Source organism: Plectonema cf. radiosum LEGE 06105 (genome assembly GCF_015207665.1).
In the GTDB taxonomy this organism is placed as follows: Bacteria; Cyanobacteriota; Cyanobacteriia; order Cyanobacteriales; family Nostocaceae; genus Rivularia; species Rivularia radiosa_A.
Genome location: NZ_JADEWL010000012.1, coordinates 53,054 through 75,382 on the forward strand (window position 1 = coordinate 53,054; position 22,329 = coordinate 75,382).

Consider the following 22,329-nt stretch of genomic DNA (forward strand, 5'->3'; position numbering starts at 1 on the left):
TATGACTATTAATTGTTTTGAGAAACCTAAATTTTATCAACAACAAAAAGTTAGCTTTATTGGCGGTATGGGGAAAGTAAAAAATCTGCAAAAAGAAGCTGATACCTGGATTTATATTGTTGAAATGAGTATGGGTCCGGAACCAGATTTTGGACGAATAGGTGCGGAGACAACTATTATTTTGGAAGAACAAGATATCTGTAAAGCAAAACCATAGAAGATTAATTAAAGTTATTAAAAGATTATTTGAATAACCTAGTTTTTTAAATATACAAAAAAATCTGTATATTTATTATTTTGGAGAGCTTTCTATCTTGCCTAAAACTATCGCAACTCCGCGAGTTGCATCAAACTCCTGGCAAAATAAGATAATTGATATTGTCATCGGCACACCTAATATTGCACCAGGAATTCCCCAAACCCATCCCCAAAATACAATAGAAACTAAAGCAATAAAAGGTGATAGTTGCAGACTTTTTCCTTCTACCCATGGATCGACAAAATTACCCATCACCACTTGGATAACAGCCAATCCGATTAAAGTAGCAACACCTCCACCGGCTCCTTGAAATATAAACGCGACAAGAGTTGGTGGGATAACAGCAATAATTGAACCTAATGTAGGAATATAGTTGAGAACAAATGCGATTAATCCCCAGACAAAGGCTAAATCCACTCCTAAAACAAAACACCAGATGCCAGTTAAAATACCCGTTAAAAAACTGGTAAGCGTCATAACTAAAATATAACGCCGTAATTTTTCGCTAGTATTTCCCACAGCATCAATAATGCGATCGCCAGTTCGAGAAGAAAAAGCTCTTTGCACCTTCTTCCGGTATTGACTGACTTCTAAAAGCAGCAATACGAGCAATGACACCACTAAAACAAACAAGCTTATTGTTGATAACAACGACTTAACCCCGCCAATAGCTTGCTGCGTAAATTGAGATAATGAGCCATTAAAATTAGAAGTGAACTGTCCAATTGGCAAACCACGAGAGCTAGCCCATGATTCCGCTGTTTCCACCATTTGTTGGAGTTGATTGAGATATTGAGGAACTTTAGGTTCAATAATCTCCGCACTCAATGACAAAATTCCTACCCCCAAACCTAATATTCCCAAAAGAAGTAGTAAAACTAAAATCAGACTCAACCAACGAGGTAAACGGTGTTCGAGATGACTTTGGACTGGATGCACTAAAATAACAATAAAAAATGCAAACGCTAAAGGCATAGAAATAGGTTGAGTCGCTTTCAGAGCCGCTACAATCAAAATGATGGCAATGATTGCCATTAAGATTTGGGTTGTTTTGTTCGACAACTGCATAGCATATAGAAGAATGTTTAATATTTCCGTTTACTTTGGTTGGGGAAATAAAATGAGTGTTAGTAATATCACGCGCTAACTGGTTCTTTATAGCCTTGAATATTCTCTGGTTCAAACTGACGTATTACCCTTGTCGCTTCTCTTATTTGAGCTTCAGTTCCCTTAAAAACAATCAAATATTTACCAGCATTCAAACGGTTACGGTAAGCCAACGCATCACCGCTACCTACAGTCCAACCGACCGCACCTCCAACTAATATTGCACCCAAGGCTCCAGAAGCGGCTCCTAAAATGCCTCCAATGATATGATTTCCAATAGCACCAGCCCAATTAAATATTTCAATTCCCGTAAGTAAATTAAAGGCATAGCCAGCCACAAATCCAAAAGGAATAACCCAGTAAATCAGTTTTTTTGACTGTTTTCCAGCTTGTTTATTTGGCTGAATCAATCCAAATTCATCTGCACTTTTGTAACCTTCTCCTAGAATGCTTATTTGCTCCTGAGAAAAGTTTTCTTTTTCAAGGGCAGTATAAGCGGCTTCAACTTGAAAACGATTGGATAATACAGCAATTAAAAAATTCATAAATCAAATTTAAACTTAATAAATTACAAAATGTTATATCTTACACCTCTCTGAAAAATAGATTTATTAAAAATTGTTAAACTAAAAAATATTTTTTCAGATGAAGTTGCCCGATTTGTTTTTGGTTATTGACTTTGGGGTACAAGATATGGTGTGAAATTTCAAAAATGGACTTCAAACTAATGAAAATCAATTTGGGGTTGGAGTAATAACAGTATTGTACCCACAATTACAAATGATAAAGTTATCCAAAACAGAACTAAATTAAGTCTCATTGTTTTTTCTGCTATTTCTAAGTTAACTAATAATTAATCAAAAAACTCAAAAAGCACTATCTACTGTGACTAAGCTAGATTCAAATTTAAACTTGAAAACTTATTTATTTATCCCTCACCCGATAGAATCTGTCTCAAATTAACTTATGTCAAAAGTCTAACTACAGCAAGTTGCAATTGTGCAAAATTAACGTATCTAACTTTTCTTCAAGCAAACTAATTAATAGTTTTGACGGTGATACCGCATTTTTTTGTCGAGACACCAAAATAATATTCAAAAAGATTCAGGTTGTTCGTTCGGGACTACCGAAAGAATTACTTCTTGAACGGGTGAGACGTGAGGCTTCTGCCCGATTCAGCTAAAATAAAGTTGAGCTTAATTTTGAGAAATTCAACTTTTATTTGAGTTAAGTGAAATCACTAGGAATATGAATAATTTAGGTAAAAAAAGATTGGATTCTGTATTGGCGATCGCTCGTTATGCTGTAGGTGGTGGAACTTTAGCTGCTGCTCCTCTTCCAGGTGGAGAAGTTCCTAAGCAAATTGTGCTAACTACCTCTGATATTTTTATGTATATTTCTATTTGGAAAATCTATTTTGAGGAGGAATTGTCCCATAAGCAAGTGTTGACAATGCTTTCCGAGTTGGGTTTGATTGCAGTTGCTGCTGCGGGAACAGCATATGTCGTAGCTAAAAGCAGTACCGCAATATTAGCAGAAATTGCCAATCGTTTTGGGCTAGTCGGCTGGGGTATTGCAACAGGGAATTCCTTCGTATCGATTGACCATGAAAACAGAGGTAGCAGTTAGTGGGGCTAGAATATCTGTGCGTTTACCAGATTTACTGGTATTATCTGAGGAATTAGCGACGGAAATGGAAGGGGCAAGCAGATCGATTATATTAATGGATATGCCACCACCTCTACTAGCTGTGGAAGTTGTCAGCCCCAATCAGGAAAAGCGAGATTATCGTTATAAGCGCAGTGAGTATGCAGCTAGAGGAATAGCCGAATATTGGATTATTGATCCGCTTCAACAACAGGTAATGATATTGGAATTGGTTGAAGGTTTGTACGAGGAAAAAGTTTATCGAGATAGCGATCGCGTTTTTTCACCTTTATTCCCCCAAATTAATTTAACAGTCGAGCAAGTGTTACAAGCAAGCTAATGCGGATGCTTCTCCCATGTCGCTTTTTAACATTAAAGGTAATTCAAAATATAGATACTTTATCAGTTTTTTCCCAAGGCAATTCTAAATCCATTCTGCCCATGTGTCCGTAACTCGCTAGCTGTTGATAAAATTTACCTTGATTGAGAGAGGGTAATAATCTCAGATTAAACTGGCGAATAATTCCTGCTAGACGGAAATCAAAATGCTGTTGAAGTTGCTCGATGATTTGTTCTTCAGCAATTTTACCCGTACCAAAAGTTTCTACTTCAATACTTACTGGTCTAGCTTGCCCAATGGTATAACTAAGCTGTACTTCACATTCATCTGCAATATTTGCTGCTACAATGTTTTTGGCTGCATAACGAGCAGCATATGCAGCTACTCTATCTATGCGGATTGGGTCTTTACCGCTAAGTGCTGCGCCACTATGTTTAGCATATTCGCCATAGGTATCGATCGCATTTTTTCTACCAGTTAAACCAGCATGACTTGCTGGGCCTCCAGGGGAGTCTATACCATCGGGGTTAATAAAAATATGGGTATTGGTATCGGGTTGAATACTCTCGTCGGTGAAAGCCGGTTTGATGACGGTTTCGTAAATTTCCTTTTCCAGTTGTTTCAAGTCGGGATAAGATGAATCTTTTTGACTAGCAACAATTGTAATACTATGGATTCGATAGGGACGGCGATATGCCGAAGGCATCACGCTTTGCGTATCGCGATATTCTACTCCTACCTGAGTTTTACCATCTGGGGCGAGATAGGGTAATATTTCTTCCTGTCTCACTTGATCTAATCGTCTTGCTAGTTTGTGTGCTAGCCAAATTGGTAAGGGAATCAAAGTCTCGGTTTGATTGCAAGCAAAGCCAAAGACCGTAACTTGGTTTTTCACGCCAATTTGCTCTATCTGTGCATCTGTAAGCTGTTTTTCGTCAAATTTCCCTTCTTTACTTACTGGTAATTCTTCTAAACTGGTTAAAATACTACAGGTTTTATCATTAAATGAAGGTTGGTCATAACCTACATCTTTAATGACTCGTCGCGCTACATTGGTGAAATCAACATTGGTATTGGGTTCAAAACGAGCGGAAAGAAAGACAATACCCGTTGAGACAGCGCATTCGGTAATTATACGTGAGTAGGGGTCTTGTTGCAGCATACGGTCTACAATAGCATCACTAATGCGATCGCACAGCTTATCTGGATGTCCTTGAGTAACTGATTCCGAGGTGAACATGAAGTCTTTTTTCATGGTTATTGCTTATTTATGGTGATTTTTTGGCGTTGATATGGGAATGATTCAACATTAATCCTAAAATCTCTGCGTTCCTCTGCGTATCACTCCGTGTCCCTCTGCGTTGAAAAAATGTAATTAGGGACAACTTATAAACTACTGCTACTAGTTTTTGTACTTTCATTGATGATTAAAGGCAAACCAGCACTACTAGCAATTACCAACCAATCAAGAGGATCGAGAGGAGCTAGTTGCAATAGATTACCCAATCCTGGAATAAACAAAGGTAAAAGCTGTAAAGCAGCTGAACCGACTACTGCTCCATCTACATAGGGATTATCCGGTAGTCTTTCGCGATCAAAAATACTATGGGTTTCGGAACGACAGCTAACCGTATGCAGCACTTGTGCCAAAGTTAAACTCATAAACAAGATTGTGCTGGCTTGGGGTTTTTGTCCATATTTGAGCAAACCATAACTATAAGCAGTTAGTGCGCTAGTGGAAATTACTCCCGATTCTACGGCAATACGTTCAAAGTCAGACCGTTTAATAATCGGTTGATCGGGGTTGCGGGGAGGACGGTTTAAAACTTCTGGTTCTGGAGCTTCCATTGCTAAAGCTAGTCCGGGAAAAATATCCGAAACTAAATTCAGCCACAGCAATTGCATGGTATTGAGAGGTTCTCCCAGTCCTAAAGCAGTTGCTGCTGTAGTCACAATGATTTCACTAAGATTAGTAGAAAGCAGGAAATGAACGGATTTTCTGATATTGCTATAAATGGTTCGTCCCCGACTAACGGCATTAATTATCGTTTCTAGTCGGTCATCTTCAATAACTACATCGGCAACCTCCCTAACTACATCGGCTTTACCCGAACCCATTGCTACTCCGACATCAGCTGCTTTTAAAGCGGGGGTATCGTTAATACCATCCCCAGTCATAGCAACAATTTTACCTTTTCCTTGTAATGCTTGGACGATTTGCAGTTTATCCGCAGGACTAACACGAGCAAAGACATCTACCTGTTGGCAAAGAGCTTGTAACTTTTCTGACCCAACTTCAGCGAGGTCGGAAGAATCAAGGATTTCTAACTTATGGTTGCGGTTGAGATTTAATTTTTTGGCGATCGCATAAGCTGTAGGACTTTGATCTCCGGTAATCATGACTGTATCGATTCCCGCCTGATGGAATTGTTCCATTAACTGGGCTACTCCTTGCCGAATTGGGTCTGCCATTCCGGTTAAGCCAAGCCAAATTAGGTCGTGTTCGGGGTTTTCATTCCCGTTATCCACATAAGCATAAGCAACTCCTAATACCCGTAGTGCTTTACCTGCCATGCGCTCATTTTCTAATTCTAAAGCTTGTTTATCTTCTTGTGTTAAGCTTACAACTTCACCATTTTTACTCACCCTGGTGCAGATTTTGATTACTTCTTCGGGACTACCTTTAACCGCGATTAAGATTTGCTCACCTTCGGTTTTATGAACCGTAGTCATAATATTGCGGTTTTCGGTGCGGGGATAAGTTTTAATTAGAGGATGTTTGGCTTTGAAAGCTGGAATATCCATACCCGCAGCTATTGCCATGTAAATTAAGGCATTTTCGGTAGCAGAACCTTTGACCTCGTATTTTCCATCTTCTCCTGGAATTACTTCAGATTCGCTACAGAGAACTACTACCTGTAATAGTTTAGACAAAGCTTCAGATTCCGATGGATTAAATTCTATATTATTATTATTGTTATCTTTAATAAAACCATTGTCAGATAGGGTAATAATACCAATATCAATATGCACCTCGGCAACTATCATTTGATTTTGGGTAATCGTTCCCGTCTTATCCAGACAAATAGTCTGAACCGAACCCAGCGCTTCTACCGCATTCAAACCACGAATGAGAATATGACGCTTTCTCATATCATGCATTCCCAAAGCGAGAGTAGTAGTTGCAATGGTTGGTAAGCCTTCGGGTACCGAAGCCACAGCTAGGGAGATAGCAGTTTTGAGCATCGGTAAAAAACCATAACCCCGCAGCACCCCAAGAGCAAAAGTAAATCCGCAGACTCCGCTACAAAGCAAAACCAATTGGGAGCCAACTTCATCTAATTGTTTTTGTAGGGGAGTTTGACTCGATTCCGCTTGACTAACCATCCCCTGTATTTTTCCCATTTCGGTAAATTTGCCCGTGGCTACCACTACAGCTTTTCCTTTACCTGCGGTTACAAATGTTCCTTTGTAAACCATATTGGTACGTTCTCCCAAAGGAATATTCTCCCCTGTAAGAGTTTCCGTATTTTTACTAACGGCAATACTTTCTCCTGTTAAAGCTGATTCATCTATACTCAGATTATCGGTTTCAATGAGCCGAGCATCGGCAGCGATATAACTGCTATTCTCGATAATTAGAATGTCTCCAACAACTATTGCTTCAATCTCTATTTTCTGCTGTTCGCCATTTCTAATAACTAATGCTGATGGTATTTCATCGCTTTGTAGAGAATTAATAATTTTTTCTGACTGGCTTTCAGTAATATAGCCAATCACAGAATTGGTCAAAATTACTCCAGTAATCGCGACTGCATCCGCAAATCCTCCACTAATAAGAGAAATTCCCGATGCTACACCTAGTAAAGCTACGGGTAGAGATTGAAACTGGTCAGCAAATATACTCCAATCAGAACGTGATTTGGATTTAACAAGGGCATTTCTACCGTATCGTTCTAGATTTTGACTAACAGTATCGCTATCTAATCCAGAATCTTGAGAAGATGAGAATTTTTCTAAAACTGAATTTGAATCTAGTAGATGCCAATTTTCTGTGGGCTGTTCTTCTGCTTCAAGAGCTTTTTGGCGCGATTCCGGTTTTTGTTGTTGATAATTAGCAATGCTTTTTTCAATTAGAACCGCAATTTCCGCATCTGATTTATCGGGCTTAAATTTAACCAACAAGTTACCCGTCAAAGAGCTAGCTGTTACCCCGATTATTTCTGTATATTGGGAAAGCGATCGCTCTAAATATTTTTGCAGCGATACCGAACGATAAAGTTCTCGAACATAATATCTCGCCCTTCCTTTAATAGAGGTATGTATTGCTTGTACCATAAAAAATCTTTGAACACTTTTACCGAATCTTTGGAAGCGTTTAAAACAGCTATGTCTATATTAATGTTTTTTCACTGGTTTGAATTTAGATGCGTTTGCCCTATACTCAACGGCGATTAAAACTTGAACCCCAACAAATTCCAATAGTTCAGAACTGGAATGAAAATCACTGCGGCTATAGTAACTATAGAGTAGAGCGATCGCCCCCAGAAAGACCAAGAGCGGCTTGTCCAAGCTAGGACGGTAAATACTAACAATCCTACCGTCACAAAGGCGGATATCAACGGAAGACAAAGTAAAGCCACAACAACAGCTGGTACACCATACACAAGCTTCCACAAGCCTATTATCCACAGTGATAAAGGCAAGCCAACGATGAATACTAGATTTAAAGTACCAACTAAACCTGCTATTGCCCATGCAGTATTATGTCGCCCATTAGGAAGAAAAGACTTTCCTCTGAAACGACGAATCAAAGGGCGTATAGTCCAGATGATAGAAGCTAACAAGAAAACTATTGTACAAAAGGCAATAATTCCCAACTGCATCCAAGTAGTTTCATACCAATGAACTTTCTCATAAGCTCCTATTTTAGGCCAAACTGGATTAAATGCAAATGCGATTTTACCATCAACTGCACCAAAAGCAGTATATGCATCATCATCAGACCGCTTAAATAACAAAGGTTCTACAGGCAATAACCGTATTTTTGAAGGAGATGTTAGAAAAAACAGACTGGGTGACGAAACCACCAAAGCCCCCTTACCATCTTTCTTGATATTAAGATGCTCAAATGGTGCAGATACTTTAGCGAGGGTATGGTGGGGGTACTCTAAATCCCAATAAGTTCCTGTAAACTGATTGAGTTGTTCCTCAGTCAAGGAAATAGTTTTCGGAGGAGCAGGTTTTTTAGCAACAGGGAAATAGGTGTCTAAAAACGGAGTGAGGAATTCGCTACTCACCCCAGTAAAGCTATTAGTAGCAATAAAAATACCAATATTTTGGTCGGGCATCAAAGTTAAAGAGCTAGAATAACCACGCAAACTGCCCAAGTGTCCTATCATCCGCATATTGTTTTCTAAACGTTCCCGAAAACTATAGCCAGTTCCAGGTAGTTTGGGATGGTGGGTGAAGTGCTGTTCGTGCATCAATCGTACAGTATCTTCCTCAAGTATCCGTGAATTTTCAAAACGATCAAGAAGTAGATGGGCAATCATAAAGTTAGCCATATCTGTAGCCGTCGCACTCATTGCTGCACTAGGAGCAATATTCAAATAAAGATACGGAACGGGCTTTAATTGACCGCTTTGATACTGATAACCTACAGCTAAATCATCCGCTAACTCTGGGGGCGGTGGCTGAAGGAAAGTGCTGCGGTTCATGTTAAGCGGCTGGAAGATGTTTTTATCAATGTATTCAACAAAAGGTGTACCAGAAATTTTTTCTACTAAGTACCCTAACAAGGCAATACTATGGCTGCTGTAGCTGTATAATTCCCCCGGTTGCCAGATTACAGGTGGCATATATTTTGCCAAGTAATCACCTAAAGGCATCATTTCGGTTTCAGTGCGAGCTGCAATGTGAATGCGTCGTTTCGTGGTACCGTCGGTATGAGTCATCATCCTTGCAGCGGTGACTGGCTCCGGGAAGGGATTATCTATCTGAAAATCTGTTAAGTACTTGTTGACATCAGCATGCAAGTCCAACTTTCCCTGTTCGTACAATTGCATTGCTGCTGTACTTGTGAAGAGTTTGGAGAGGGAAGCAACGCGAAAGAGCGTTTTATCTGCAACAACTGGAATCTTTTTGTCTACATTGGCATAACCGTAGCCTTTGGCGAAAAACAGTTTCCCATCTTTTACCACTGAGATAACAGCACCAGGAATACGGGCTTTTGATACCTGTTCATACATGATATCGTCTACAAAAGCCTCAAATTTCTTTGGATCATTTAATTCCCGTGCAGGTAAAGGTGTTTCCGGTGATTCAGGCGGATCAATGGGTTCCTGCTGCTGGGGTTGTGTCAGAGGGAATTGAGAGCCTGCATCGTTTTGAGCCAGAATCGGTAGACCCGATAGTGATAAAAATAGAACAAACCCGATTAACCCAGCAATCAAACGTTTTATCCACAACATATCACGACATATAAATTGTGATTTAAATAGTACCGCCCGAACGCGATCTAAATATCTAACTCTCGGACTATTTGTTGAAGGTCTTTCTTGAATTTTAAAACGAAACAACCTGTAGGCTGATCTCTAATATGTTTCGTTCGGTTGTGGTCAGCAACTGTGTCTCAAGTTTTATGTACTTTTATATATACATCATACATATATCCCCTAATTGGAGGAAAATACCCAAAGCAGCAATATTCAATCAGGACGGTTATTAGCAATCAATAACTCTGACATATGATTGATGTTTTCTTAACAATGCCTTCATAACATTGAAATATAACAAAACACAAAGCAAGCACCACAAGCTAGTTGAGTAACTATCAGGGTGGTTTCAATAACAGCCACTTGCTCCCGAGGTACTTTCACAAGTTTGAGCGAATTGTACCTGTAGAACTAAGCCATTAAATGGAAGTTGGATTTTCATTATCTAATGGCATCAGTTGTGGCTTGTTTTGAATTGATTTTGTTGTGTTGTTACCAAGAGGTTTTTATCATCATGTCTACTAACTTTCTCCGTTCTGGTCTTATTGCACTCGGAGCCGCTTCTTTCCTAGGTGTAGGTTCAATATTTATGGGCGGTTTACCAGCCAAAGCTCAAATCCTAGCTGACGGTAGTCTTGGCGAATATAACGCTGCGACAGCCCCTACATTAGAGTATGGTGAAGTGGGCCCAGCTGTTAGAGATGTTCAACTTTTCTTAGAAAACGCCGGATACTATGACGGTCCTATTGACGGTATCTACGGTCAACAGACCTATGGAGCTATCCAAAAATATCAGCGAGCAAATAACCTTGTAGCTGATGGCATCGTTGGCGAAGAAACTTGGGGTTGGTTTGAGAACGAAGAGGACGAGATTCTGTAAATAACGTTCTTAAATTCAACTAATTTGTACCAGTGCCGTATTGCTTTATGATATGGCACTGATATTTCTAGTATTTCCTAAAGCTACAACTCAGTACTGTTGGGTCATTTTGTCTTTGGTTATTCTAAACTTCTACCAAGACAAAAATGTCCTCTATCTATCAATCAATAACCTTTAAAAGTGTATTATATGGGAGAAAACTACGGCGAACACGAGCGTACAAAGGCTGATCCAAAATCAATTGAGAAGACTATTTGATGATTAATAGATTTAATAAGCTCTGTATTCCCAAACACCACCAACTTAATCATGATGACTTAGTTGAGGCTTTTTGGAAGACTAGCGGAGCAATTGCTCTATAGTTTTTTACGCTAATTCTTCCTGCATGCAACTCTTCAGAGGGTCCCGAAGCTGGTACAACTACAAGCGATGTCGCTCAAGAAGTAGGTGCCGACCTTATAGGCGAAACAGTCACTATTAGTGGTGAAGTTGGAAGAGTGATTAGTCCAAATGCTTTCACGGTCGTATCTAATGAGTTCTTGAACAATCAAGCTGCGTTAGTTGTGGGTGTTATTCGGAGTTTCCATATTTGCACTCCAACCGAATACCCTCGTCCGCGTAACAGGTACTGTCCGCCAATTGGTTATAGCTGAGATCGAGAAAGAGTACGATCTAGATTTATCTTCCGAATTGGAAGCGGAATTGAACAATAGACCTTATATTGTTGCTTCAGCAGTAACAGTTGCCGTACCAGGAGCAGCAGCACCGTAGCAACCGCAGCAGCAATAGCAACATTTGCATTTACTACAAAATTCCACAAACCAGAAATGGTTGCGTCAGTAATCCCCTTGCTCCCGATTCATCTTTGTATCGTTCATTTTTCTTACATCCTTAAACAACTAGTCAAAGCATAGAGGAGATAATCCATATGAAACTGTCACTTAAATTATTTGCTGGTCTTGCTAGTGCTGTAGGTTTTACATTTGGAAGCCAGATTCCTACCCTAGCTCAAGTTATCCCCAGCCCAAATCAAGTTACTCCCAACCCAACTCAAGTCAATCCCAGCCTAAACCAAGTTACCCCTACCCCTGGAGCTGTTCCTACTCCTAATATAAATAATGCACCTGCATCCACCCTCCCCTTCTTCACCAGTGCAAACACTATTGTTATACCCCGTGATTCCCAGTCTATGACTGCTGCTGAGGTTGTGTCCTTAAGTCCATCATTCGAGATGCTCAACTCTCTTTTGCGAGTAGCTGGACAAAACTCCGATCTCATCTATGAATTTAATAACGATGATGATTTTTACAGAGTTTATGCTCCTACCGATGAAGCTTTTGCAGCTCTGCCAATCGGCACTATTAAGCTTCTAGTACAACCGGAAAACCGAGATTTACTCAAACAAATTCTCTCTTATCATATTAGACAATCAGAAGGAGAAGCAGAATTTGAACAAGTTGGTATTGGAGACACTTCTACAGCCTTATCTCAAGAGCCTGGATTAACCGGAGAAGTGAATGAAGGGTTAGATGCACAGACCTCTGAGGAGTTAGTCAGGTATCAAGCTCGTGTCATTGGTGCACCCGTTGGAGTAGATAACGGTGTGATCTACCCTATTAATCGCTTGCTGATCCCACCCGAACTGCAAACTCAGCTGAATTTAAATACTGTAAATACTCAGCCTACTATGAGTAACTAGATTTCTTCGTAGTTTAGGGCGATTACCGTAAGGCAATCGCCCTAAAAATGTTAACTCTCTATCCGAGTTTGTTTCCAACAATTCAATAAAATTAAGATGTCTTCATCTAAATATGTTATCTTCGATGCCCATTTACATGGCGTTAATTTTATTCAGCAAACTGACGGCTTTGACGCTTTACTTCGAGAGATGGACAAAGCACGTGTAGAAAAATGCATCGTTTTTGGATTGCCAGTTTCTAAACAATGGCCCGAGTGGGAGAATGAAGAACCAACCTACTATCTTTCTAACGAAAGTCGTTGTTATTATTACTCGCTTACAGATGCAATTATTGCTCAAGCATACATGAATCTAACTGCTGAGAATAGGAAGCGTATTATTCCTCTCATATGTGGTTTTTCGCCTGTAGATAGGTATGCAATTAAACATATTGAACGGATTATGGACTTGTATCCTAGCGTTTTTAAAGGCATTGGTGAAATTCTTTGCAGGCATGATGACCTGACTAATCTAACCTATGGACAACCAGCACGCGTTAATCATAAAGCTTTGTTTCCGATATTTGACTTTGCAGGTCAACATCAGCTTCCTATTTTAGTTCATCAAAATGCCACATCGGTTGGTCGTACAAATCAACTATCTTATACTGATGAAATTATTGAAATGCTGGAGGCTTTTCCTCATACCACGCTAGTATGGGCACACTGCGGCGTTTCTCGTCGGGTGAGGATAGAAAAATTACATGAAGTCATAGACAACCTTTTATGCAAGTATCACAATCTTTATGTCGATTATTCCTGGCTGGTTTTTGACCATTATATTTGTCCTCAAGGACAACCTGATGAGAATTGGCTCAAATTAACAGAAAAACATAGCCACAGAATTTGTTTAGGTTCAGATATATTTGGTCATTTTGAAAGCCTTGGAGAACGTTTAGGAAGATATACACCATTCCTTGATTGTTTAAGCAAAGAAACTTGTGAAAACGTTTGTACAAAAACTGCTAATCGGCTTTATGCATCTGTGTTGCCTGTGTAGGCTTTATTTTTAGATGCGGGCAGAGAAATATTTTTTCTAAATATTGTTTCTAAAAAGCTAAAAAAGTACTGTTTTGTCACCCAGACAAATTATCGTCTGGGTGACAAATGTCATGTTCGCTAATTTTTTCCTCAAAACCCCGCAATATGGTCTGAAAAGGCTTGATTCTTCGTGATTGGATTGGCATTTTTTAATGATGAAGTAGCAGAGTATTAAACCCTAATATGACAAGTCTTTTTAGCCCACCTTGCAGAAAAGATACAAGGTTCTCGGTTAAATACCTAATAGGTTTCATTGGGGTAATCACGGTATGGTGCTCCCATCACACCTGGAGTTCCTGTTTGTGTCGTTCTGGTGCGAACATCATCAAGTAGTTCAAGGGTAGCTAGTCGCTGAGTAATGGTATTAGCGGGACAAGCCGCAGGAACCACAACCCTTTGGCTATAAGGTCTTTCGTACCATATGCTTGGGCAAGGATTGCGTGGGTAGGGCGCAAGGTCAGCTACTCTGATTTGCGATAACGGTAACACTGCACGTATATTGGAAGTATTCTGCCGCACAGGTAATTGAGCTACTGTTTCAGCAGAAGCAGCATGGGGAACGGCTGAAATACCCATGACGATGCTACCAAGCGCTGTTCCAATTAGCCCCGCATATTGTGTCAATTTCTTGATGAAAACCTCCTATTGTCGTCAATTGATGGTTGCAAAACAAACTTCAAATCAGTTTTTCTTTAACTGATTTCACTGATTTTCAACAGCTTGCCAAACATTTAGCTTGAAAACGAATAATTACAGTTGTTAACTGTTAATTCAATGCTGCTTTCATTTCTTGTGTTATGTTAATTCAAAGATAAATGATTTCATTCACTTTCTTCCTCATGCTATGGAGTCATAAGTCAATCTACCCCAAGGAAGAAGAGCAAGCAGGCTCACACAGGACTTAAACAAAAAATCAAGTAAAAACACGGTATAATGCTTTGCCAAACCAGGTTTTACGTTAAAACACCCTATGAAAGAGACAACCCCCGCAGCAATACCACCATGTTTTGAAAAATTGTGTCAACAGTTTGATGAAGCGTTTACGCATAAAGCCCAAAAAAAAGGGTTTAGGAATTATTTAGGGGAATTATTGGGGAAAGTGAGCGAAAAAAGCTATATCAGATGGCAGAGAACGCCATAGGGGTAGAATACCATATCTTTGGAAGCGTTTAGAACAGCTATGTCTTTTCGCTTTTTTGATTGGTTGACTCATAATTGTGACGTGTTTGCAGCTTATAAAGCCAGTTTGGGTTACATTTGGGCTTAATTTTTGTTTAAGTTCCACTAATCGTTATCGTTAGCAATTTCATCTTTTCTTGACATCTTAACAGGTGTTAAAGCTTGTCTTTCTTCACCTAGCCATTGCGACTTGGATTCTGGTTGATTGAGCTTGTTAAAACTATCAAAGGCATACCAAGCTAAGTTATACCAGGGAATTTTATCTAATTGCGGTCCTTGAGTTATCAATTGTCCTAAAGCTAGAGTTCCCAAACCCAAAGGCATCAATAGCCGTAAATCCACATAGCCATTAGTAAGCCAGCCAACTTGGTAATTCAATTCTGACACTGCATCAAGCATTTCCCCCGCCACTTCCGATGTTCCTTCCGAGACATGGGTGTGATATCTGGAAGAATGGGGACGAAGAGGTTCTGAATCTAACTCTGGCTGTTGTTCTTGGTCTAATTCTGCCTGTGCTTCTGCTAAAACGTCTTCAAATCGCTCTTTGGCATCGGCTACTGCTTCCTTACACCTTTGAGAAAAGGCGATCGCTTCTTTAACAGTTTTTTTGGCTAATGGCTGATTAATCCCAGCAGCCAGAGGTAGCACTAATGGTGCAACCATAACTGCCGTCAGCCCTTCGAGGATTTCTGATACTTCAATCTCATCCCAATCAAATTCTGCTGCCATTTTTTTGCCGCCGATAATCGTTGCTATCGATTCTATAGATTACTCTTTATCTAAAAATTATTCTTCTTTCTTTAGACAGGTACAAGTAAACAAAATCAAATCCCAATAAATATCAGGAATGGCCGCAACTGGCATATTAAACTTGTAGAGTGCTGTGACACTTAATTAAATTTTTAACGCAATAATATGGGTTGTGGTGTAACGCACCACCCGTTACTTGTGACAATTGCGGCTATTCCTAAATATAAATCCTGCTGCTGTCGTTGTTTAAAAAATAATAAAATAAGAATAGATTAACTGTCTGCAACTTCCTTAAGACAGATGTTCGCTTAAAATGGCTTCAACAGCAGCTTTCTTACTAAGGGGAATTGGTAAAATTTTAAAATTAGGAAGCCCAAGAAATCGCTTTTTCAGCCAAATTGTAAGGATATTTTGTTGTTTCCCTTCCCATTTATAAGATTTTATCTCATCCCATCTTATAACTGCGGTCATAAAACAAATAGCTTTTTCTCGCAACTCTAACTTAGATAGTCCACTTACTAATAACAAGATAGCTAAAGCCCAATTAATAACTAAATTAAATAATAAAATATTATTGTCTTCAGAAAAAAACTCAGATGTCTGAGTAATTAATGTGTAAGTTTGTCCAACTGCTAACAAAAGAAAAATTATCCCAGTCCCCAATATTAACCAGTGACTGCGAGTTCGTCCGACATTTAACAATAGCGAACCAGTCTTTTGTTTGCGCCAAAACCAGATAACAAGGCTACCTATTATAAAGATAAGTGATAGAACTGCTAGGACAAGCAAGAGAAATTCTATATTGGACAAATAATAACCCGAAAACGCTATTAAAACTCCTATGAAAACACCAATAGGAAGAACACTTCGTAAGTTTCTTTGAGCAGCTTCCTTGCCGACAATGAAACTGGCAATAAAGTAACCAAAACCTAAACCAATAATAGCTGCTACCAAAGTGCCCACAACAACGAACCAATTCATCAGCTTTTCCCTCGCCACTCGGCTTTATGATAATTTTGTATATTCATTCTTCAAATTACGTTATCTAAAATCGAGATAAAGATGCATCCAAGCAGCGAAATATATTTATGCTTATAATATTAGCTTAAACACAAATTTCTACCGCTTGCATCCTTGAAACAATTACCGTTTTTATCCAAAATTACTACTTGATTTACTGTAGAAAATTGTGCCAAAGTTTTGTTAATAGCAGTTTTTATCCGGGCATCATCTCCGATTCCTGCTGTCGGAACATTACGGCAAAATTGTAATATTGCAACTCCAGAATTAATAGAAATCTGGAAATCTTGTCCGCAAGTTGATTCTCCTGTGAAATCGAGTACGTCAGTCAAACCATTTTGTTTTTCGCTGTTGGTAGGACCTGCGATAAGTTGATTAATAGCAAAGCGAGCAACAGCTAAATTATCAGTTGTCCTAGTTACTACTTGAGCAGAACTAAATCCAGAAATACCAGTAGTAAGCCAAAGTAAACTGCCAAAAATAGAAAATTTAATCATTGTTTGAAGTCAAAATAATTAAAATCATCGTGCTTGTGTAAGTCCTGAGTCCGTCGGGGAATGAATTCCCCGGCTAATAGCCTAAGTCCTCTTCTTTAGGACTAAAATGCAACTCATCATAATTAATGAAATGGACTACTAGTGGTCCACCACATTAATTTTGAGGAGTTAAAATACCTCTTCGTAGGTTGGGTTAAGCGTTGGCGAAGCCTGTCCGACAGGACATAGCGCAACCCAACGCGGGTGCCGAGGCTCCACTACGTTTTGCTTCGCAACGCTTGCGCGAACAGCCCAACCTACAATATTACATTGATTACCCCTCATAACTTATGTGGCGGAGTACTAGTGGTCCACCACATTAATTTTGAGGAGTTAAAATACCTCTTCGTAGGTTGGGTTAAGCGTTGGCGAAGCCTGTCCGACAGGACATAGCGCAACCCAACGCGGGTGTTGGGCTTCATTACATTCAGCCCAACCTACAATATTACATTGATTACCCCTCATAACTTATGTGGTGGACCACTAGTACTCCGCAATTTTGAATGGTTAGTTTTTCCCAAAATTGTCTAGAGACGTTATACATAACGTCTCTACAGCACGTCGGTAGACGAACAAACCCCTTCTAACTTGTGTGGTGGACTACTAGTTCACCACCTTAATTGTGATGGGTACTTGGTCTAGATTTTCTGATTGATTATAAATCCGTCTAAAATATCCAAATTATTCCTACAAAGGCGGAATTGGGACACTAATGATTGGTTCTATTGTAGTTTTGAACAATTGGATGTTACATCTTTCAGGTGTAAGATTATATTCTGTTTTATGTCTATCAATAGTTAGATTTATTTATTTGATTTCTTATTGGCACAATTTTCCCCACAACGGGTACTTAACAAAGCCAGAACCAAAACCGTGCAATATTGGCTTCTGAGAATTTCCTGGTGGTCTTTTAAAGAAAGTGCTTTGCACAGACTGCTTTGTGGCAATTCCGTAAGTCTTGCTAAATTCAAAAATTATCACTTGGGATAGAGCGTTTAATTGAGTATGTCTGACTTTAGTACAGTTTAGAAATTATCTGTAACCGTATGATAAAAGTATACAAACAATTAACTCAACTAGGCATTAAAGCTTTTTGATTCAGGAGACAATTGACATGATTGAAAGTAAGCAGAATCTGGATAAACAAAGTTTAAATAACAACGATAAGAGTATAAGTCAACCTCATAGTGATTCTTTAAATACAAACCCAAGTGTTGATGTATATAAAGTCCAAAACGATAACTCTGTGACCACAACTCAACCATTAAATCGTTCGGTAGGTACAAACACAAGTGTTGAGGAATCGAAGGAATTTAGGAACGAAGTTCGTTCTTCAATTCCAAATACAGGTGTTAAGACTACAAATGAGTCCCAATCCGGTGATGGTTCTTCACAAAAACAATCCCAATCCAATGGTGGTTCTTCACAAAAACAAGGGATGAATTCCACATTGGGTAGAGCATTGATAGGTGGACTTGTTGGTGCGACATTAACAACATTAGTTGGCGCTTTGGCTAGTAAAAGAACATCTCAGGGGATGAACCATTCTTTAAAAGGTTTAAAAGGTGCTGCAAAGTCTGTAGGTGAAGGTCTTAGCCAAGCAGGAAAAGGTGTAGGAGATGGAGCCAAGAGTGTTGCTGAGGGTGTTGGTTATGTTGTTGTAGGTGGTACGATAGATGCCGCTAAAGGTATTACTCAAGGTGTTCAGCAAACTGCAAAAGGTGTATTGCAAGCAGCAGGAAATACAACGACAAATCTTAACCAAGTCGTACAAGGTGCAACAGAGATGGTTAAGGATACAGCCAACAATCTTGCTGAAGGTGTTGAGCAAGCCGCAACAGATACAGCCCAACGTATTAACCAAACTGTAGAGAATGTAGCTGATAATACTAAGCAGACTAGCGAACAAGCTAACCAGGCTGTACAAGATGCAGCCGATACAGCCAAGAAGAAAACCGAAGATGTTAACCAAGCCGTACAAGATACAGCCGAAAAAGCCAAGAATCAAGCTGAAAACATGAAACCTTCTGACGATGGGGAAAACCAAAGTCAGCAGCAGACGATTGCAGACAACGAGCAAGATCATGATTATGAAGTTAAGATAGCTAGTACTCCGATAGTCTACGCTTCACCCTCTGACCCCACAGAACAATCTGTTGTTAATTCAACCCTACCAGATGTCGATCCTAGTCTGGCAACAAATCAAGCAGATCCGTTTAAAGAAGAAATTATTTGATTAGATGGCAGTCCCAAGTTATCACTTTTGACTAAAAAAACTGATCGCTAATAATTTGCCGTGTAACTAGTACTCCACCACATTAATTATGAGTGGTAATAAAGGTTCGTAGTAAGTGGCTCAGCCCTTAATTTCAGGATTAAAGTCAAAACGAAAACCAATCATAATGAATATGGTGAACTACTACTACTTGACCACACAAGTTTTGAGGTGTAGAGGTAGTGCGACCCGAAAAAGTCGCTAGCTACTACCAGCGAGCGAGACCCGAACACTACGAACGCATTACCCATCAAAATTAATGTGGCGGAGTACTAGTAGCCCTTTGCATTAGTTCTGAGGGGTAATCAATGTAATATTGTAGGTTGGGCTGTTCGCGCAAGCGTTGCGAAGCAAAACGTAGTGGAGCCTCGGCACCCGCGTTGGGTTGCGCTATGTCCTGTCGGACAGGCTTCGCCAACGCTTAACCCAACCTACGAAGAGGTATTTTAACTCCTCAAAATTAATGTGGTGGACCACTAGTAGTCGATTGCATTAGTTCTGATGGGTTAAATATTTGTAGTGCGTTAATCTCACCCGGAGGGTGAGATTAACGCACTACGAATTACCAATTTATTACCCCGCATAACTAATGAAAAGTACTACTAGTTGTTAGCAAAAAGCTAGATCCGGACACTACAAATATTTAACGAGAGCATAACTAATGAAAAGGATTACTGATTTAACCAACCCGTAGCAAGAGTTTTAGGCAGTAAAATCACTACTTATTCATCACCACGAATTTTGATATAAAGGACACAATTATGGTAAATGGGAACCAGGAGCATTCGGAGCAACCTGATAATTATCAAGCAGGTAGCGAAAGTAATAATGGGTTATCTAGAGTCGCAATTGGAGCAGTTATTGGTGCAACATTAGGTGCGATCGCTGGGGCTTTAACTACTAAAGGTACAGCCCAAAAGGTTAATCAAACTGTAAAAAGTGTAGGAAATACGGTAAAAAGTGGAGCCCAGAATGTTAACCGAACTGTAGAAGATGTGAGTAACTCAATAAGGATAATAGCTGAAGGCTTTAACGATACTGCAAAAGATGTAGGGGATAGTGTTAGGAATACAGCCCTAGGTGTTAACAACTCTGTAACAAATGCGGTAGATGCGATGACAGCTACAGCAGTAGGAGTTAACGACACCATGACCAATACAGTGGATGTTGTTCAAGGTGCAGCTCAAGGTATTAATCATAACATCCAACGTAAAGTCAATATAGCTACAAGTGCAATTGAGAATGTCCAGCCGTCTGAAAATCAAAGCTCCAACATCGTTAAGATAGGTAATAGTCAAAAGGCTTATATTTTAGTTCCAATGGAAGATATGCCAATCGAAAACCAGGAGTAAAGTAGAGGGTGGTAATCCCCACCCTACTGTAACAGGATAGTATTATGAGCGAAAACAAGCAGCCTATTGATGAATGTGAGGAAAAGCCAGATCATAATCAAGCGGGAGCAGATCGAACAGGCTCTTCTGGTATAGGTGGTGGATTAGTTGGAGTTGCAATTGGTGGTTTACTCGGTCGCCGAGTTGGAGGAATTTTTGGTGCTGTGGTGGGCGCAACAGCTGGCGGTTTGGTTGGCAGAGGTACGGCTGTGTGTGTTAACCGCACTGTAAAAAGTATAGAGAACGCAGCTAATAGTGTATCTGAGACTGTTAACCACAATGTTAACAGTGTAGGCACTGTTTTAAAAGATACGATACAAGAAATCAAGCCCTCTGTAATCAGTGTATTAGATGCAGTAAAAGATACGGTTGATGAGGTGAAGCCCTCTGTAGTAGGTACAGCCAACAATGTAGCTGAAGGAGTTAACTATAGTATCCACGGTGTCAATAATGTAGTGGATACAGTAAAAGATACAGTTGATGAAGTAAAGCCTTCTGTAATCGATGTAGTAGATACAGTAGTTAATACAGTAAAAGATACAATTGAGGAAATAAAGCTCTCTGTAGACAGTGATGAGGACACTACAAAAGATACAGAGAATCAGGCAAAGTCATGCGATCGCGACAATAGCGATTTAGATCAAAAGTCTGTGGTAACAGAGCCGCCTTTGACAACCCAAGCAACTAAACTTGAAAATAAAAATATTCAACCAACCCCAGAAGAACTTGAAACTGATAATCAAAAAACTGCTCAACAATTCGAGCCAGAAAAGCCACAAAGAATTGAATTCCAAATTGGCAAAATCCCAACACTCATAGGAGCAATTATAGGAGCAGTTGCTTTCATTTCTCTAGGTTCAATCTCCGGATTTAGTCCAAAAGAAAACTATGAAGTAATAACATTAAGGCAACCAGCATCTAATCAAAGTCTAACTTCAACAGGAGAAATTGCCGATGGGTGGATTTTTATAGGTAATATCAACAATACCTCAACGCCAGCATTTTCTGGAAAGTCTTTAGTTAAAGGTTCGCAATCTACCGATTCACCTATTGTTCCATCAGTAGGGACGATAGTCACTGTCAATGTTGAACCAGGCTTGACTTTGAGGGAGAATGTACCACAAAAACCTAACTTCTCTTATCAAGAACAAAAAGTTTTAGATGTTCTTCAGCCTCCAGAGAAGCTAAAGATTCTTAAAGTAGAATTTATTACATCTTCTAGAACCACTAAACCTGTCACATCCGTTTGGGCGAAAGTTTACAGATGTGGTAGCGGTTGTTATTAATACTATAACCCCTCTCCAAACCTCTCCCCTCAAAAAGGGAGAGGCTTTTTTATAGTTTTCATTTAGTAATATTTTTAGCTTTCATTTTGCGATTGTATACATCTAACTAAAGTAATAAATTATTTTTCTATCACTCGAAGTATACACAATATTTTTATTTAATTTTAAACGGCAATTTTGTTTACATAATTCAACAGTTCAATATACTAATTTGAAAATTTTTTATATAAATCTGATGAATATTTATTTTTGTTTTTGCATATTATTATGTAGTGTGTTGAATATTTTTGAAATCATCCAAAAATATTTAATTATGACTTTGGATAGAAACCATGTAATTCATAATTGAATAGCATGAATACAAGCAATTGAAGTAAGTACTAA

The 22,329-nt window shown here is 39.3% G+C and carries 19 protein-coding genes and 1 pseudogene; 11 read left to right on the plus strand and 9 right to left on the minus strand.

All coding sequences use genetic code 11. The annotated features are described in order from the left end of the window. Position 1 precedes the first annotated feature (1 nt). The gene (locus tag IQ247_RS06025) at positions 2-217 is read left to right on the plus strand and encodes a hypothetical protein (RefSeq protein WP_193918037.1); all 216 of its coding nucleotides are present in this window, start codon (positions 2-4) and stop codon (positions 215-217) included. Positions 218-292: 75 nt separating this feature from the next. Here the strand turns inward: IQ247_RS06025 and IQ247_RS06030 are convergent, their stop codons facing one another. Both IQ247_RS06030 and IQ247_RS06035 read right to left on the minus strand, forming a co-directional pair. Continuing rightward, positions 293-1,327, minus strand: coding sequence for an AI-2E family transporter (locus IQ247_RS06030; RefSeq protein WP_193918039.1), 1,035 nt, complete (start codon positions 1,325-1,327; stop codon positions 293-295). A gap of 68 nt (positions 1,328-1,395) precedes the next feature. Continuing rightward, positions 1,396-1,911, minus strand: a complete 516-nt coding sequence (locus IQ247_RS06035; protein WP_193918040.1) for a hypothetical protein — start codon at positions 1,909-1,911, stop codon at positions 1,396-1,398. A gap of 703 nt (positions 1,912-2,614) precedes the next feature. Between IQ247_RS06035 and IQ247_RS06040 the strand changes: the two genes are divergently transcribed. Together IQ247_RS06040 and IQ247_RS06045 are read left to right on the plus strand one after the other, a co-directional pair. Further along, positions 2,615-2,995, plus strand: a complete 381-nt coding sequence (locus IQ247_RS06040; protein ID WP_193918041.1) for a hypothetical protein — start codon at positions 2,615-2,617, stop codon at positions 2,993-2,995. After that, positions 2,973-3,353, plus strand: a complete 381-nt coding sequence (locus IQ247_RS06045) for a Uma2 family endonuclease (RefSeq protein WP_228059514.1) — start codon at positions 2,973-2,975, stop codon at positions 3,351-3,353. Before IQ247_RS06040 ends, IQ247_RS06045 begins: the two co-directional genes overlap by 23 nt. Before the next feature lie 43 nt (positions 3,354-3,396). Here the strand turns inward: IQ247_RS06045 and metK are convergent, their stop codons facing one another. From metK to IQ247_RS06060, 3 genes are all read right to left on the minus strand, one after another. Continuing rightward, positions 3,397-4,608 (minus strand): methionine adenosyltransferase, encoded by a 1,212-nt coding sequence (metK, locus tag IQ247_RS06050; protein ID WP_193918043.1) that lies wholly within the window; start codon positions 4,606-4,608, stop codon positions 3,397-3,399. Between the two features lie 131 nt (positions 4,609-4,739). Continuing rightward, the gene (locus IQ247_RS06055) at positions 4,740-7,691 is read right to left on the minus strand and encodes a cation-translocating P-type ATPase (protein WP_193918044.1); all 2,952 of its coding nucleotides are present in this window, start codon (positions 7,689-7,691) and stop codon (positions 4,740-4,742) included. Positions 7,692-7,807: 116 nt separating this feature from the next. Further along, positions 7,808-9,934: a serine hydrolase domain-containing protein gene (locus IQ247_RS06060; RefSeq protein ID WP_228059515.1), complete on the minus strand. Its 2,127-nt coding sequence runs from the start codon at positions 9,932-9,934 to the stop codon at positions 7,808-7,810. A gap of 364 nt (positions 9,935-10,298) precedes the next feature. Between IQ247_RS06060 and IQ247_RS06065 the strand changes: the two genes are divergently transcribed. From IQ247_RS06065 to IQ247_RS06075, 4 genes are all read left to right on the plus strand, one after another. Further along, entirely contained in the window at positions 10,299-10,730 is a 432-nt protein-coding gene (locus tag IQ247_RS06065) for a peptidoglycan-binding domain-containing protein (protein ID WP_228059516.1), read from the plus strand. A gap of 639 nt (positions 10,731-11,369) precedes the next feature. Then, positions 11,370-11,501, plus strand: coding sequence for a hypothetical protein (locus tag IQ247_RS33065; protein WP_265579668.1), 132 nt, complete (start codon positions 11,370-11,372; stop codon positions 11,499-11,501). A gap of 157 nt (positions 11,502-11,658) precedes the next feature. Further along, positions 11,659-12,429, plus strand: a complete 771-nt coding sequence (locus IQ247_RS06070) for a fasciclin domain-containing protein (RefSeq protein WP_193918047.1) — start codon at positions 11,659-11,661, stop codon at positions 12,427-12,429. Between the two features lie 96 nt (positions 12,430-12,525). Beyond that, positions 12,526-13,467 (plus strand): amidohydrolase family protein, encoded by a 942-nt coding sequence (locus IQ247_RS06075; protein WP_193918049.1) that lies wholly within the window; start codon positions 12,526-12,528, stop codon positions 13,465-13,467. A gap of 281 nt (positions 13,468-13,748) precedes the next feature. Here IQ247_RS06075 and IQ247_RS06080 read toward each other — a convergent pair whose 3' ends face one another. Beyond that, the gene (locus IQ247_RS06080) at positions 13,749-14,084 is read right to left on the minus strand and encodes a hypothetical protein (protein ID WP_228059517.1); all 336 of its coding nucleotides are present in this window, start codon (positions 14,082-14,084) and stop codon (positions 13,749-13,751) included. Between the two features lie 394 nt (positions 14,085-14,478). On the opposite strand from IQ247_RS06080, the pseudogene IQ247_RS06085 reads away from it, so the two are divergent. Then, positions 14,479-14,663, plus strand: a pseudogene (locus tag IQ247_RS06085) (IS701 family transposase); the annotation flags it as partial. Between the two features lie 129 nt (positions 14,664-14,792). On the opposite strand, the gene IQ247_RS06090 reads toward IQ247_RS06085, so the two are convergent. The 3 genes from IQ247_RS06090 to IQ247_RS06100 form a co-directional block, all read right to left on the minus strand. Beyond that, positions 14,793-15,416: a DUF5132 domain-containing protein gene (locus IQ247_RS06090; protein ID WP_193918053.1), complete on the minus strand. Its 624-nt coding sequence runs from the start codon at positions 15,414-15,416 to the stop codon at positions 14,793-14,795. 312 nt (positions 15,417-15,728) lie between these two features. Beyond that, positions 15,729-16,418, minus strand: coding sequence for a DUF5673 domain-containing protein (locus IQ247_RS06095; RefSeq protein ID WP_193918056.1), 690 nt, complete (start codon positions 16,416-16,418; stop codon positions 15,729-15,731). Between the two features lie 119 nt (positions 16,419-16,537). Beyond that, positions 16,538-16,954 carry a GerMN domain-containing protein gene (locus IQ247_RS06100; RefSeq protein WP_193918058.1) on the minus strand — a complete coding sequence of 139 codons (417 nt, stop codon included), beginning with the start codon at positions 16,952-16,954 and terminating at the stop codon, positions 16,538-16,540. 1,153 nt (positions 16,955-18,107) lie between these two features. Here IQ247_RS06100 and IQ247_RS06105 point away from each other — a divergent pair. The 3 genes from IQ247_RS06105 (at position 18,108) to IQ247_RS06115 (ending at position 21,945) form a co-directional block, all read left to right on the plus strand. Then, the gene (locus IQ247_RS06105) at positions 18,108-19,229 is read left to right on the plus strand and encodes a methyl-accepting chemotaxis protein (protein WP_193918060.1); all 1,122 of its coding nucleotides are present in this window, start codon (positions 18,108-18,110) and stop codon (positions 19,227-19,229) included. A gap of 800 nt (positions 19,230-20,029) precedes the next feature. Further along, positions 20,030-20,620 carry a YtxH domain-containing protein gene (locus tag IQ247_RS06110; RefSeq protein ID WP_193918062.1) on the plus strand — a complete coding sequence of 197 codons (591 nt, stop codon included), beginning with the start codon at positions 20,030-20,032 and terminating at the stop codon, positions 20,618-20,620. Between the two features lie 44 nt (positions 20,621-20,664). After that, on the plus strand, positions 20,665-21,945 hold the full coding sequence (locus tag IQ247_RS06115; protein ID WP_193918064.1) for a hypothetical protein: 1,281 nt from the start codon (positions 20,665-20,667) through the stop codon (positions 21,943-21,945). Positions 21,946-22,329 lie beyond the last annotated feature (384 nt).

Excerpts from the sequence above, each read along its gene's own strand:
- IQ247_RS06025 (WP_193918037.1), top strand. The coding sequence starts at position 2 with ATGACTATTAATTGTTTTGAGAAACCTAAATTTTATCAACAACAAAAA.
- IQ247_RS06030 (WP_193918039.1), bottom strand. The coding sequence starts at position 1,327 with ATGCAGTTGTCGAACAAAACAACCCAAATCTTAATGGCAATCATTGCC.
- IQ247_RS06035 (WP_193918040.1), bottom strand. The coding sequence starts at position 1,911 with ATGAATTTTTTAATTGCTGTATTATCCAATCGTTTTCAAGTTGAAGCC.
- IQ247_RS06040 (WP_193918041.1), top strand. The coding sequence starts at position 2,615 with ATGAATAATTTAGGTAAAAAAAGATTGGATTCTGTATTGGCGATCGCT.
- IQ247_RS06045 (WP_228059514.1), top strand. The coding sequence starts at position 2,973 with ATGAAAACAGAGGTAGCAGTTAGTGGGGCTAGAATATCTGTGCGTTTA.
- metK (WP_193918043.1), bottom strand. The coding sequence starts at position 4,608 with ATGAAAAAAGACTTCATGTTCACCTCGGAATCAGTTACTCAAGGACAT.
- IQ247_RS06055 (WP_193918044.1), bottom strand. The coding sequence starts at position 7,691 with ATGGTACAAGCAATACATACCTCTATTAAAGGAAGGGCGAGATATTAT.
- IQ247_RS06065 (WP_228059516.1), top strand. The coding sequence starts at position 10,299 with ATGGCATCAGTTGTGGCTTGTTTTGAATTGATTTTGTTGTGTTGTTAC.
- IQ247_RS06070 (WP_193918047.1), top strand. The coding sequence starts at position 11,659 with ATGAAACTGTCACTTAAATTATTTGCTGGTCTTGCTAGTGCTGTAGGT.
- IQ247_RS06075 (WP_193918049.1), top strand. The coding sequence starts at position 12,526 with ATGTCTTCATCTAAATATGTTATCTTCGATGCCCATTTACATGGCGTT.
- IQ247_RS06080 (WP_228059517.1), bottom strand. The coding sequence starts at position 14,084 with ATGGGTATTTCAGCCGTTCCCCATGCTGCTTCTGCTGAAACAGTAGCT.
- IQ247_RS06090 (WP_193918053.1), bottom strand. The coding sequence starts at position 15,416 with ATGGCAGCAGAATTTGATTGGGATGAGATTGAAGTATCAGAAATCCTC.
- IQ247_RS06095 (WP_193918056.1), bottom strand. The coding sequence starts at position 16,418 with ATGAATTGGTTCGTTGTTGTGGGCACTTTGGTAGCAGCTATTATTGGT.
- IQ247_RS06100 (WP_193918058.1), bottom strand. The coding sequence starts at position 16,954 with ATGATTAAATTTTCTATTTTTGGCAGTTTACTTTGGCTTACTACTGGT.
- IQ247_RS06105 (WP_193918060.1), top strand. The coding sequence starts at position 18,108 with ATGATTGAAAGTAAGCAGAATCTGGATAAACAAAGTTTAAATAACAAC.
- IQ247_RS06110 (WP_193918062.1), top strand. The coding sequence starts at position 20,030 with ATGGTAAATGGGAACCAGGAGCATTCGGAGCAACCTGATAATTATCAA.
- IQ247_RS06115 (WP_193918064.1), top strand. The coding sequence starts at position 20,665 with ATGAGCGAAAACAAGCAGCCTATTGATGAATGTGAGGAAAAGCCAGAT.